This window comes from Vibrio sinensis, assembly GCF_003605645.1.
In the GTDB taxonomy this organism is placed as follows: domain Bacteria; phylum Pseudomonadota; class Gammaproteobacteria; order Enterobacterales; family Vibrionaceae; genus Vibrio; species Vibrio sinensis.
On sequence record NZ_QVMU01000006.1, the window covers coordinates 118,432 to 132,188 of the forward strand.

The following is a 13,757-nucleotide window of genomic DNA, read 5'->3' on the forward strand; positions in this document are numbered from 1 at the left end:
ATAATCTAATAGGACATCACATAAATACGGATAAGCGAAATGACTGATAGATTGACCCTTAACAAGATTTCGAAGTACTTTGATAACGGCTATTGTGCCGCCAATGAAATCTCTCTTAATGTAAAAGAAGGCGAATTCGTCACACTTTTAGGTCCATCAGGCTGCGGCAAAACGACCCTTTTAAAAATCATTGCGGGATTTCACAATCAAGATAGCGGTGATGTACTGATTAATGGTCAGGTCGTCAATGACATGCCGCCCGAGCACCGTAATACCGCTATGTGTTTCCAATCTTATGCACTCTTTCCACACATGAATGTGTCGCATAATATTTGCTTTGGCCTAGTGCAAAAGAAAGTGCCACTTGATCAACAAATTTCAAAACTAAGCGAAGCACTAAAACAGGTGGGGCTTGAGGAGCATAAGCTTAAAATGCCTGCTCAATTATCAGGGGGGCAGCAACAGCGAGTCGCTCTTGCACGTGCAGTTATCACTCTTCCAGACGTAATCTTATTTGATGAACCACTGTCAAATCTCGACGCAAAATTACGAGATAGTGTTCGTATGGAGCTAAAAGAGCTACAACGTAAATACAAACTGACTTCTATCTACGTCACACATGATCAAGCAGAAGCTTTATCGCTATCCGATAAAATAGTTGTGCTAAATAAAGGCAACGTAGAACAAATGGGGCCACCAAAAGAAATTTATAATAACCCAGCAAATTCATTCGTCGCGGATTTCATTGGTGCAGCAAATATACTTAAAGGCACGATACAAACTGTCGACGGCCAATCTGGCGTTATTCGTTCTGATGTTGGTGAGTTCCACTACTCATCTGAATATCCTGTCCAAGCAGAACCATCTGAATACCGTTATTTCTGCTTCCGACCTGAAGATATTAAATTGAATACTGATGGAGTAACCGCTAACACTCTCGATATTTCAATCACTAAAATTTCATTTATTGGCAACCTAGTAGAAGCATATGGCATGACTGCTGGCTGCGATAAAGAATTACGCCTACAACTCTCTAAAAACCTAGATGTGCAAGAGGGTCAAACATACTCTTTCTTTGTTCGTCCAGAGCATATCAAGCCGTTGGAATTAATCTAATGCCGAAACTATTAAAAGAGAATGGCCTAGCATGGCTATTAATGCTCAGCGGGGTTGGAACGATTCTATTATTGATGGGATCAACCGTCTACACCATCATCATGCAGTCATTTGGCTACTACAACATGACAGGAGAAAGTGGTTTTACATTGCAATATTGGGCTGAAAACCTACAAAGCCCTCAAATGCAAAGTGCTTTATTTTACTCCGTAAAGGTCGCGACTCTTGGCGCCATATTGTCAATTATTGTCGCTTACCCTATTTGCTTATGGTTACGTAATGAGATCCAAGGAAAAGAGCTGATCATTTCCGTAATGCGTATTCCAATGTTTGTAACAGGCCTTGTCGCAGCTTTCTTATATGTAAACATTATTTCGTATCATGGCGTGTTTAATCAGTTCCTAATGTTTATCGGCGTTATTGATCAACCATTACGCTTACAAAATGACTCCTTTGGTTGGGGGGTTATTATTCTTCAAATGTGGAAAAACATCCCTTTTGCTTTAATTCTAATTTCCGGAGCTATGAATGGTATTCGTGGGGATGTGTTAGATGCCGCAAGTAATTTGGGTGCATCCAAAGTACGCAAGTTTTTCTCTGTGATCGTCCCGCTAACGCTACCCGCAGTTCAAGTGGCCATGATCCTAATCTTTATTGGCGCACTCGGTGATTTCGCATTCTACTCAATTGCCGGTCCACGAAACACATATGCCCTTGCTCGACTAATGCAAGTCACCGCCATGGAATACGCGGAATGGAATAGTTCAGGTGTTATCGCGGCAATCATCATGCTTACCTCAGGTATTGCAGCAACTGTTATTACGCTAGCAATTAAACCATTCACACAGAAAAAAGGAGAGGTGAAGTAATGAATACTCTTGCGCCCCGTAAAGATTCCTTTAAGCGCTTCTTTAAGACCAATAAAGAACAAGCGCCAAAAATGGAAACAACAAACGGCAAGAAAGTGACCAAAATATCGCTAATCTTTTTCTTTGTAGCGAATTTCATTTGGATTGGCATACCCATCATTATGGCGGTTTTGTGGTCTTTGGTAGATCCTGATCACCCATGGGCATACCCACAGTTATTTCCAGAAGTACTCTCCTTTGGGCGATGGTCTTACATGTGGGAGAATACTTCCCTAGCAGAGTCTATCTGGAACAGTTACCGCATCGCTCCTGTTGTGGCTATTACCAGTATCTTACTCTCAATTCCAACCGCTTACGCGCTAGGTAGATTAGAGTTTAAAGGAAAGAAGATTTGCGAAATGATTTCGTTAATTCCTTTAGTTATACCAGGCATGGTCATCGCAATTTTCTTCAGCGCAACTCTTATGAACCTAGGGATTGAAAACCAGTTCATGGGGATTGTTATTGGCCATACGGTATTAACATTACCTTATTCAATCCGAATAATGGCAGCGGGTTTTAAATCAGTTCCACAGGACATGATTGATGCGACACGTAACCTAGGTGGTAACTACTGGACAGTATTTTGTAATGCCTTTCTACCGTTCTTAAAACCAAGTTTACTGGCCGCCACTATTTTTTGTTTAGTAAAAAGCTTAGAAGAATTCAGTATTTCATTTGTACTTGGTTCTCCTGATTTCATCACGGTTCCTACAATTTTATATTCTTTCTTAGGGTATTCATTTGTACGTCCAGATGCCGCCGTAGTCTCAATGATTCTAGTCATACCAAACGTAATTTTGATGATCATTATTGAAAAACTTCTTAAAGGTAATTACGCCTCTCAATCGAATGGAAAAGCATAATGAAACTAGTAAAAAGCTTATTAACCCTGGCTGTAATGTCAGCATCAATGGTCGTGAACGCTCAATCTTACGAACAACTACACCAAGGTGGTATCAATGACGCATTGATCAAACAAGCCCAAGAGGAAGGTTCTGTTATTTTCTCAGTGTGGTACCTCCAACCAAAATGGCGCGAGTTCGTTAGAGAGTTTGAACAAAAATATGATGTAAAAGTGCGCATTCCAGAGGGATCTCTCGATGGTACGTTTAATAAACTGTTAGCTGAGCAAAAGCGTGGAAAAGGGCGTATGGACGTGATTGCCTTAAGCCCGACTCAAGTAAGTCTTGCTGTGAGACAAGAAGCCATCGCTAAAGTCGATAAAATTGATAACTACGCAACCAGTGTTCATCGAGTAAGCAATATCGACTTAGACGGCTATGCCATTGGATTTTGGGGCAATAAAACAGGTCTAGCGTATAACTCTCTAATACTTGATGACAAAGCTATACCTCAAACATTTGAGCAATTACAAGATTTCATTAACAACAATCCAAAACGTTTTGGCTACAATGACCCAAACACTGGTGGCGCGGGAGCAGGCTTTATCGAGCGTATGGTTACGATCAATTCAGACCCATTCGATCCGAAAGCAGCACCAACCGAAAATGTAAAAACTCAATGGTCAAAAGCGTGGGACTGGTTTAACTCGAATAAAGAAAATATGGTTATATCCGCCTCTGGTGCAGACAGTATCAACCGACTAAACGATGGTGAAATTGCACTGGCTCCGGCTTGGGAAGACCATTTACTTGGACTTCAAAGTTCAGGTGCTATTACTAAAAACGTGAAATTTTATGTTCCTGAATTTGGTATGCCAAGTGGCGGAAACGTTGTTGCCATCGCAGCCAACACGCAAAAACCAGCTGCGGCAATTCTATTTACCAACTGGCTAATTGCTCCTGAGACTCAACAACGTATGCATGATAAGTTCGGCTCAGTAATTATGGTGAAAGATAATTCTGCGACAACAGCCACTGAGGTTCCTCACTTTAACAAAGACCTCGCAACAGAATTGAAAAAGCAATTCATCAACAAAGTTGTACTTGGCGGTTAATCATAAAAACGAGGCTTATTAGCAGTAATAAGCCTCTTTGCATCACCGTTGAGAAGTTCGAATAGCCGTCACCAAAAGCGCCGCCAAACTGCACGCAATCAGAGCCATGCCTAAATGTTGAACAGCACCAGCCAATGCTAATCCCCCAGCAATCAATGAGTAATACATCAAACCAAATAATGCGCCAGCACTACCCACGTAATGTTTGTAGTCGGCCAAGGCAGTACTAAGCACATTTGGGATCGCAATGCCAAAAGACATGACAACAAACATCACAGGTACAACAAACCAGATAGAAGCCTGCATCATATACACACCGCCAGCCCCGAGTGTTAATAACGTAGCGGCAATCCAAAGTAGATAATCTTGTGTCATACCTTTTGAAAGCAGAATCTTATTGGCGTAGCTACCCAGTAATGTACCAAAACCTAACGCAATGCCGCTGTAACCAAATTGCTCAGCACTAAAGCCCTGCTCGACAAAAATAAACGCACCAAGTTGGTAGTAAGCAAACAGTGCAATGTTATACAGCGCGACCAACAGTGCTGATTGCCAAATCTGTGTATCTCTCACCATCCGAGACATTAAACAACCTAACTGTAACGGCTGTTTTTCTTTCTGAGTTTCAGGGAGCTTAAACAGGTTTAACATCAATAAAATCGCGGCCATTACAAACAAAGCGACGAAAACATAATGATATCCACCAGCTTGTGTCAATTGACCGCCCAACCACATTCCTATCACCGGACTAATAGCGATACCAGTTCCCATCAAGCTAAAAACTTGCCCTAACTCATCGCCGCTAAATACATCACGAAGCATCGTCTGAGTAACAACCGAACCGACGGCGATACCAAAGGCGCTCAATGCACGAGCAACCATAAGCGTAGTGAAACTTTCTGTCTGCATTGCCAATAGCGCAGCACAGCCATAAATAAACAACCCCACCATCATGGTTGATCGCCTACCCCACTTATCGGCTAATACCCCCCAAACCACGACGCCAATAGCAAAGGAAAAAAAGTAAACCGACAGCGTTTGAGCAGCTTGCGTGTAAGTAACGGCGAATGAATGTGCAATAGAACCTAACGCCGGGCTGTAGATGGTTTCCACTATTTGTGGAAACATCAGCATAACAACCATCAGCCATAAAGATGGTTTCGTACTCATATTGTGTCCTCATAATGAATTAACTTGGCGTGCAGTATAAATGGGCCTACTCTTTACCCATTAACAACATAAAAACCAAAAACATCAATATTCGGACAAATGGCTATTATTAACGAAGAAACCCAATTCGATGCAGACACGCTAACAACCAGCGTGGTCGGGATCGCTGCGGATGTCGGTAAACACGATTCTGGAACACACCAACATAAGAAAGGCCAATTACTTTATGCACCTCAAGGGTGCATGAGTTTTACCTTAAATAATGCCATCTGTATTTTGCCACCAACGAAAGCAGTTTGGATTCCTCCTCACACTCCTCATCGGGCGATGATGACCAACGTCGTCGCCTATCGCTCACTTTATTTTGATTGTGATCTTTTCGAATGCCCGAGTAACATCATGATGATTGAAGTCGATGCGCTACTCAAAGCACTCATTGATAAAATGGCGCGATGGCCATGGGATAAACCTGAAAAGGAAATGACAAATACAACTGCGCTTTTTTGGGAGGAATTTTATGCGGCTAAGCGTCACTCATTTCAACTTCCTCTACCGACCGACCGTCGCTTAAATAAATTTTGTCACCAAGTTATGCAAACCTCTTACTTAGTGCCACCTATCACCACGATCGCCAATACCATTGGAGCGAGTACCAAAACGGTGACTCGATTATTCAAAGCTGAAACCGGTATGTCTTATCAAGAATGGCGACAGCAATGGAGATTATTGAAAGCGATTGAATTGTTGTCGAGAGCAATGCCAGTGAGTGATGTCGGTCATTGGCTGGCATTTTCTTCCGACAGTGCCTTTATTGCTTTCTTTAAAAAGCACACTGGGCAAACACCTTTAAGTTTTATAAAAACCAACAATGAGCCATTTAAGTAAGCTTACCCATCAAAAACGCTATGTTAACGATGATTTAGCCACCACAAAATGTTCGAGTTTAAATATTTGCTCTTCAGGAAGCGTTCGCCCCACTGGAGAGAAATAAACCGAATTCAGTTCCGCCAGCGATGTATTTTCCGTTAGCGAAAAACCATTCTCAGACAAAAGAACATCAATTTCTTTAGCTGTATAGAATGATATCCACGGTTCTCCAACTTTAGCGGAGAGGCGGGTTATTGTTTTGGCCATTTTTACTGGATTTGGATACCCCAGACCAAAACAGGCTTCTGGCGCATCGACTAATAATTGATCGACATAAGAAATAAAAAAAGTTGCGCTTGTTTCTGTCGTCAATGTCGCCAATTCTTGAATCGTTGCCGATAGTGCCTCTTTTGTGATGTATTGCGATACCCCTTCAAGCGTAAATACCGTCGACTTATTTCGATCAAAACCAGCTTTTAGCAATTGTTCTGTCAATGACTGATGATTGAAGTCCATACCAACGTACGTCACGTTGCCTAAATTAGGTATTTCTGGTGGAAGCTTAGAGCGTTTTCTGGCTTGAACCTCTGGTTGATCAACTTCGAAGATTTTCATCGAAAGCGGAAGACTTAATCGATGAGCGCGCAAGTCATACCCAGCCCCAAGAATAACGTATTGTTCTGTATTATTTGCCGCACTTTCTTCGATCAAGTCATCAATAAAACGAGTACGCGAAATAAGATGCTCATGAAAACCAGGAGCAAATTTTTTTGTGATCCAAACGCTAGACCTATGCCCCAGGATTTTTATCAAACCAGCACCCGCCACAAACCGTTCTGCATAAGGATCATTGATAATGCGTTTATCTGGTGTCGCTAACGTTTCTATCAAACGTTGTTTGGCAACACCTTGTGCTGTTCCGTCCTTACGAAAAATTAAATGGCTCATCACTATCCTTATTTTACTGATTAATGCCGATTTACAGCTTAAAACATATAAGCTGACATAGTCGCTGAGTGACCATAACACATTTTATCTTGAACCCATTTTTTGAACCATCGAGCACTAGGTATTCAGAGGGACTCCGTTCTTTGAGAATACAGCTAAATCTGCACTTTTATTTAAATGACTATTCAAGCCATCTAAAAAATTAATATCACAAGATATCTAATTCCGACAATTATACAAAATACTTTCAATTTGAATTTAATTTATAAATTACTCATCACTATCAATATCGCTTTATATTCACGACCTATTTATTAATTAGAAATACTAATGACACCTCATTAAAAAATATTGTAATTAAATTACCAAATTCATTTGACGTATCTCACACATTTAGTAAAATCCCCCCAACTTCTGAAGCATTATTACAATAAGGTCGAGATTATGAACTCAGCACTACTATTAATATTGGACACTGAAGAAACTACTAAAGTAGACAACTCTGCACCAGCAGAAACCTCTACATTTGCTGAACTTGCAACGATTGCAGTGTTGTTTGTATCAACTTCAGCAGTAGCTTTGTTACTAGCCTTTTCTTGGGTTCTGTAACCAGCCTTTCACGGAATTGAAAAAGCGATACTCACTGCATATTATTTGCAGAGTATCGCCTAAACCTAATTAAATTATCTAAACACAACTCTTCTTTGCTACAGCTTTATATCAACCACCCCATCTAGATTTAGTTACCTACGAACTCTCGTCAGATACTCCAAGAAAACAAAATCAGTATGAATATTAAATTCACCCCAAGAGAGCTAGTGGTTGCTGCATGTAAAGCCTTTATTATGCCTGTCCTTTTAAATCATCCTCAAGCCCTTATTGTGCCTGTCCTTTTAAATCTTTAGTTTAAATGAACGTTTAAAACCAAATCTTTAAACGGCTTCGCCCGCCTCGTCTTCTTCAACAATATCCTTTTCAAAACTCGCATCTTTCAACCATTGCTGCAGTGAGTCACTCGCCAATACCTTTTTTTGATACGCTTTAGCCCCCTCAGACAATTCAATCCCATAAGTTAGAAAACGCAGCGCGACAGGTGCGTACATCGCATCAGCAATTGACCATTCACCAAACAGCCAACCATCTGGATACAACTCTGCTTGCTCCGCCCAAATAGCATCGATTCGTGCAATATCCTTCAAAGCACCGTCACCTAAATCAACGTTTCTGCGAGCACGAATATTCATTGGTAACTCATTTCTTAGCTCAAAGAAACCAGAGTGCATTTCAGCAGAGATAGCACGAGCTTTCGCTCTGTCCAAAACATCACTTGGCCACGCATTCCCTTGTAGGTATCGTTCGTTCACGTATTCCAAAATAGCAAACGAATCCCAGACTGTGATGCCATCATCGACCAAGATTGGAACTTTAGCTGTTGGCGTTATCCCCTCTAAAGTTTGATAGAAGTCTTCAGTAAATAGCTTTAGCTTAACCACCTCAACATCCAAGTTGTATTGAGAGAAAATCAGCCACGCGCGAAGTGACCAGCTTGAGTAGTTTTGATTGCCGATAAATAGTTGCATTGAAGCCTCCATGCAGTTAGTGCTTTGATTGCCTAAGGTTTAAAAGCACCATATCTGATTGTGTTCTTCCGGAATAACGGATAGTTTTGATGGGATACTTCAACAAAAACGATGGATGGACTTTCGATATGGATATCGACGCACTACGCAGCTTTCTCGCCTTTGTAGAAACAGGCAGCTTTACTCGTGCCGCTAAGCAGATCAACCGAACCCAATCCGCGTTTAGCGCACAAATGCGCAAATTAGAAGATGAACTTAGCGTCAACTTATTTGAAAAAGATGGCCGTAACCTGATATTGAGTGAAGCAGGATTGGCACTGCGTTCTCATGCCGAACAGCTCATCAGCTTACATAACCACGCTCTCAAACAAGTCAAAAGATACGAAGATAAACGCCCTTTGCGTTTGGGTTGCCCAGAAGATTACAACGACAATATCTTACCTAACGTCATTCGGGTATTACAGCAAGCCGAGCCAACATGCTCCATCCAGATATTTAGTGAACCCAGCATTAGCTTGCGGGAAAAAATTGATGATGGAACGCTCGATGTTGCCATCGTTACTCGCGCCCCTGACAGTGAAGAGGGTTATTGGCTTGCCAATGACAAAGGTGTATGGATCAGCCATCCAGATTTTAAAGTAGATGAGTACCAACCTTTACCTATCGCTTTGTTTCAAGCCGACTGTAAATACCACGCAGCCGCCATTGATGGTTTGACTAAGCGAGGAACCTCTTATCAATTACTGGCATGTTGTAATACCGCATCCGCGCAACGCGCCATTGTTCGTTCTGGGATGGCCATTGGTGCAATGGGCAGATTGAGTGTGAGTGACGATCTTAAGATTCTAGATAACATGCCCTCACTACCCGCTGTAGATATCGTCCTGATTAACAGCATTAAGTCTCATCCAGTACTAGATAAGGAATGTTTAGCGCAGTTACTTGATGGAATGCCAGTTCAGAGTATTTGATTTACAATCATCAACTCACCCATCGCTGTAATTCATACTTACTTTATTGTGTCTGTCCTTTTAAATCCTAAATCATTTAAATCTCGACATCGGCTTAATAGCAGTAAGCTTACATTGTATTTCTGTAAATAATTTCAGCAAGAGATCCGTCAGTAAATATAACGCTGTTTACAATATTAAGAAGCCCGCCAAGTTGGCGGGCTAATCAACATATCAATCAACATTTGTTCTGGAAAAACATAACGCATAGAGCGCTGGAACAACCAATGACACTACAGGCAATGAGAACAGTAAACCATAGCCAAGTGTTAATGACATTGGTCCCATAAATACATCAGTTCCTCCTAAACCATAAGCCAAAGGTAATAAACCCACTACGGTGGTGATTGATGTCATCACAATTGGACGTAGTCGACTCACAGCCGCTTCGGTTATCGCAGCATAAATATGCACGCCCATGCTTCTCAGCTCGTTAATTCGATTAATTAACACTAACGAGTTGTTGACGACCACTCCTGTCATTCCAAGGACACCGATCAAACCAAATAAAGACAAAGGCTGCATGTGAATCACTAAAGCCATCAATGAAGCCATAACAGCAAACGGAATCACCACCATCACCAGTAGCGGCTGCACTAGCGAGTTGAACATCACCGCTAAGACAAAATAGATGGCAATCATCGCTGCTGGAAACACCACCATAAAACCGCTCATCGTCTCATTAGTGCTTTCTGCTTCACCACCCACATCAATAGTGACAGAAGAGGAATAGTGTCCAGCTAAATCGCGAAGCAACTCATTAGAAAGCGCGACAGGGCTGATGCTGTCATCAGATAGAGAAGCCGAAACGGTCACCTCTCGTTCGCCATTGTAGTGCTTAATCAGACGTGGAATCTCTATCTGTTCGATTGTCGCAACTCGGCTTAATGGTACCTGTTGACCATCAGCTGTGTATATTTTGGTACTGCTGAGTCTATCGATATCACGATACTGCTCGTCTAAAACCACACGAATATCAACTTCTTGATCGCCCAACCACGTTGATGTCACGCTGGTACCATCAAAACTGGTGCGCAAGGCATCGGATAAATCAGCAACGGTAAGATTGTATTTTGCTAACCAATGATATTGCGGAACAACATTCAACTGCGGATCTTTCAGAGATTCACTGTGATTAACGTTAATCACTCCTGGATAATCATCTAGCCACGATATTACTGATTCAACCGCGTGGTTGCGCTCAGCTTCAGTACCACCGAGTACTCTAATTTCAACCGGTTCTCCGGGAGGTGGACCACCAGCATCAATAGAAAACTTGATGAAAATATCTTCTGACCATTCACCTATGTTCTGGTTCAGTGATGCGATGATTTGCTCCGCAGAACGTTCGCGCTGATCGTAATTTGTTAAGGTCAAAATCCCACCAGAAACGGGAGAGCCATACTCCATCTGATAACTGACCAGTTCTGACTCCGGCAATGATGCGATTGCTTGTTCTATCTTACGGTGAGCTTCACGCACCTTATTTAGTGGTGTACCCGCTTTAACTTCGGTATACACATCAATGTATTTGCCTGCTTCGGTTGGAAAAATATCCAACTTCAACTGATAAACAAATAGACCAGACCCAACACACACCGCTATCGCGATAGAAATCACCGTCTTTCTATATCTTAAACAACGCTCAAGCAGTAAAGCATAGCGCTTAGATAACCATTGAAACTTATCTTCTTGCTCTTTTTTCTGCTCTAATTCTTTTGCGGTAGAGAGGTGGGCAGGCAGCGTTAGCGTACATTCAATAAATGAGAACAGCAGTGCCGCGATGACCGTCACCGGAATAACCGCCACCACTTTCCCCATCGTGCCCGGAATAAATAACATTGGGATAAAGACAAGTGCTGTCGTCACCAAACTGGCAATCAGTGGTTTAATCACTTTTAGCGTCCCTGAAACTGCAGCTTCAACGCCTTTTTTTCCAGCTTCTTTCTCTTGAAATATACTCTCTGCGATGATTACTGAGTCATCAACAATAATACCAATGACCAGCAATAAAGCCGCTAACGTAATACTGTCGAGATTTAAGCCAAAAATGGGCAAAATGATCATCACGCCGAACACGCAAAATGGAATGGAGACAGATACCCAAAAAGCCACTCTACGTTGCAATATCAAGCTTAATACTAGCAATACCAGCACCAGACCAATGGCACCATTTGTTGCCACAATTGAGAACTTGTCACTCATATCTTGACCAAGATCGAGCCCAGTCGCAAAAACAAACTGATCACCCACTCGTGCCGCTTCTTGGTCGAGTAACGCTTGAATATTGGCGATAGTCGCTACGACATCAGCACTGCTTGAAATTGAGAACGTAATTGCTGGTTTACCATTTATGACTGGCATTTCCGTCGCGCGAGCGAACGTGTCAACCACTTCAGCCACATCAGAAACACGTATGACCTGACCAGAGTCAAGTGCCTTAATTACAATACTGGCAATATCCTCGCTTGACGTTACTTTGGTCATCGTGACAATTTTTTGCTCTTGGCTCCAAGACTCTACAACACCGCCCGATTGAGACAAATTATGTTGCTCTATCGCTTTGCTCACATCGGCAAACGTGACTTGATAACGACGTGCTTTTTGCGGATCTACCTTTACCCAAAACTCACGTTCATTAAAACCAGCTAAAGTAATGGTTCCTACGCCACCCAAGCTATTGATTTTCTTTTCCAACTGATAAGCATAATTCTGCAATGAAGACTCATCAAAATTGCTGTCTGATAAACTGACGCCAAAACGGTAAACATCAAGCAGCGAGGTTTTTTCTTGAGTCACCACTGGTGGCGCATCAATGTCTTTCGGCAAATTCCCTACACGGTCGACAGCTTGTTGGATATCACGAAGTACAACTGTTGCGTCTTCACCCGGCAAATATTCCACTTCAATCAATGAACGACCTTCAGAAGATTGCGAAGCAAAATAAGCAATACCATCAACTGAACGTAATTCTTTTTCTAACGGGTTAGTAATGTTCAGTTCGATATCTTGCGCGGTCGCTCCAGGATATGAAGTTTCGATGGTGGCAGTATCCATCGTGACTTCAGGATACTCTTGCAACTTAAGCTGTGTTAACGACATGGCACCAGTAAATAGTACCATGACAGTGATCACTCGCGCGAGGAACTGACGGTTAGCAAAGTAAGCTAAAAAACGCATTATTTAGCCTCACTCATCTTCAGTTTGTCTGATTTAAGCAACGAGGTATCTGTCGATACATAAACTGACATCCCCGGTTTAAACAAAGCGCCATGATTTTCAATTTCCACCAATATTGGATAGGTCTGAGTTTGACTGTGCATCTCAACACCAATACGTTGAACTTGAGCGGCCAGCTTTAAATCAGGGTTGCTTTCTGACCACACAACTACTGGTTGCTGCACTGAAAAATCATCGAGATCGTACTCACTCGCCATAAAAGACAAGGTTACCTTGTCGATATTAGTGATTTCGTAAAGCAGTTCGCCTTCATTGACCCAAGCACCAATTTGTGTCGGCTTATTGGTGATGTAGCCTGATAGTTGCGCTAACACTTGCGTATCAGCCAAATCTTGTAAACACTGCTGATATTCAATTTTCGCAATATCGACTGATGCTTTAGCACTTAAAAAGGCAGCTCTTGCACTATCGAGCTCCCCCACCGACAAACTGTTCTTTTGACTTAATGCAAGATAGCGCTGATAAGTCGCTTTACGTAGTGTTAGGTCCGCCTCTGCCAGCGCCACATTGGCTTTGGCTTTATCAACACTAAACTGAAAGTCGTTAGACTTAATCTGTGCAAGGGTCTGAGCTTGTTGCACTCGATCACCCACCTCTAAGTTGGCAATTTCGATAACGCCATTTACTTGAGCGACGACACTGTGCCTATTCAATCCTTGCACATGCCCGATAAGGTCTGTTGCTTGAGCTGTAGTGACAGTTAACAGGCCAGCAAGCGCGATAATTGTCTTATTCATTGTTGTACTCCACATTTAGATGACTATATTGTGGAGAACGATTTGTCGAATTAAAGTCGAAGCCCTACCACAAATCAGATGGTCGACTTCCCTCAGCTTAATTAGAACAAATAGAATACACCGTGCATTTCGACGAAAATTCGACAAAAATATCATTACACTTTAGTCAGATGCCTCTGTATCGATGTAACGGCATCCTTATCACTTGGAGTAAAAAGCTA

The 13,757-nt window shown here is 42.1% G+C and carries 12 protein-coding genes; 7 read left to right on the top strand and 5 right to left on the bottom strand.

Translation table 11 applies throughout. The annotated features are described in order from the left end of the window. The first annotated feature begins 39 nt into the window (after window positions 1-39). From DZ860_RS09075 to DZ860_RS09090, 4 genes are read left to right on the top strand one after another with little or no spacing between them, the layout of a single operon-like run. A complete protein-coding gene (locus DZ860_RS09075) occupies window positions 40-1,116 on the top strand; it encodes an ABC transporter ATP-binding protein (protein WP_120030618.1) in 1,077 nt (358 codons plus the stop codon). Next, window positions 1,116-1,985 (top strand): ABC transporter permease, encoded by an 870-nt coding sequence (locus DZ860_RS09080; protein ID WP_120030619.1) that lies wholly within the window; start codon window positions 1,116-1,118, stop codon window positions 1,983-1,985. Before DZ860_RS09075 ends, DZ860_RS09080 begins: the two co-directional genes overlap by 1 nt. Further along, a complete protein-coding gene (locus DZ860_RS09085) occupies window positions 1,985-2,890 on the top strand; it encodes an ABC transporter permease (RefSeq protein WP_341537391.1) in 906 nt (301 codons plus the stop codon). Before DZ860_RS09080 ends, DZ860_RS09085 begins: the two co-directional genes overlap by 1 nt. After that, window positions 2,890-3,984, top strand: a complete 1,095-nt coding sequence (locus tag DZ860_RS09090) for an ABC transporter substrate-binding protein (RefSeq protein WP_207890612.1) — start codon at window positions 2,890-2,892, stop codon at window positions 3,982-3,984. Before DZ860_RS09085 ends, DZ860_RS09090 begins: the two co-directional genes overlap by 1 nt. 42 nt (window positions 3,985-4,026) lie before the next feature. Here the strand turns inward: DZ860_RS09090 and DZ860_RS09095 are convergent, their stop codons facing one another. Continuing rightward, on the bottom strand, window positions 4,027-5,154 hold the full coding sequence (locus DZ860_RS09095) for a multidrug effflux MFS transporter (protein ID WP_120030620.1): 1,128 nt from the start codon (window positions 5,152-5,154) through the stop codon (window positions 4,027-4,029). A gap of 99 nt (window positions 5,155-5,253) precedes the next feature. Between DZ860_RS09095 and DZ860_RS09100 the strand changes: the two genes are divergently transcribed. Next, window positions 5,254-6,039: an AraC family transcriptional regulator gene (locus tag DZ860_RS09100; RefSeq protein ID WP_120030621.1), complete on the top strand. Its 786-nt coding sequence runs from the start codon at window positions 5,254-5,256 to the stop codon at window positions 6,037-6,039. A gap of 18 nt (window positions 6,040-6,057) precedes the next feature. On the opposite strand, the gene DZ860_RS09105 is transcribed toward DZ860_RS09100, so the two are convergent. Continuing rightward, window positions 6,058-6,969 (bottom strand): class I SAM-dependent methyltransferase, encoded by a 912-nt coding sequence (locus DZ860_RS09105; RefSeq protein WP_120030622.1) that lies wholly within the window; start codon window positions 6,967-6,969, stop codon window positions 6,058-6,060. A gap of 444 nt (window positions 6,970-7,413) precedes the next feature. On the opposite strand from DZ860_RS09105, the gene DZ860_RS24400 reads away from it, so the two are divergent. Next, window positions 7,414-7,578 (top strand): hypothetical protein, encoded by a 165-nt coding sequence (locus tag DZ860_RS24400; protein ID WP_165862877.1) that lies wholly within the window; start codon window positions 7,414-7,416, stop codon window positions 7,576-7,578. A gap of 323 nt (window positions 7,579-7,901) precedes the next feature. On the opposite strand, the gene DZ860_RS09110 is transcribed toward DZ860_RS24400, so the two are convergent. Further along, window positions 7,902-8,549 (bottom strand): glutathione S-transferase family protein, encoded by a 648-nt coding sequence (locus tag DZ860_RS09110; RefSeq protein ID WP_120030623.1) that lies wholly within the window; start codon window positions 8,547-8,549, stop codon window positions 7,902-7,904. A 128-nt stretch (window positions 8,550-8,677) separates the two neighbouring features. Between DZ860_RS09110 and DZ860_RS09115 the strand changes: the two genes are divergently transcribed. Then, window positions 8,678-9,520, top strand: a complete 843-nt coding sequence (locus DZ860_RS09115) for a LysR family transcriptional regulator (RefSeq protein ID WP_120030697.1) — start codon at window positions 8,678-8,680, stop codon at window positions 9,518-9,520. Window positions 9,521-9,733: 213 nt separating this feature from the next. Here DZ860_RS09115 and DZ860_RS09120 read toward each other — a convergent pair whose 3' ends face one another. After that, a complete protein-coding gene (locus DZ860_RS09120; protein WP_120030624.1) occupies window positions 9,734-12,739 on the bottom strand; it encodes an efflux RND transporter permease subunit in 3,006 nt (1,001 codons plus the stop codon). Next, a complete protein-coding gene (locus tag DZ860_RS09125) occupies window positions 12,739-13,536 on the bottom strand; it encodes an efflux RND transporter periplasmic adaptor subunit (protein WP_120030625.1) in 798 nt (265 codons plus the stop codon). The genes DZ860_RS09120 and DZ860_RS09125 overlap by 1 nt, the downstream gene beginning before the upstream one ends. Window positions 13,537-13,757 lie beyond the last annotated feature (221 nt).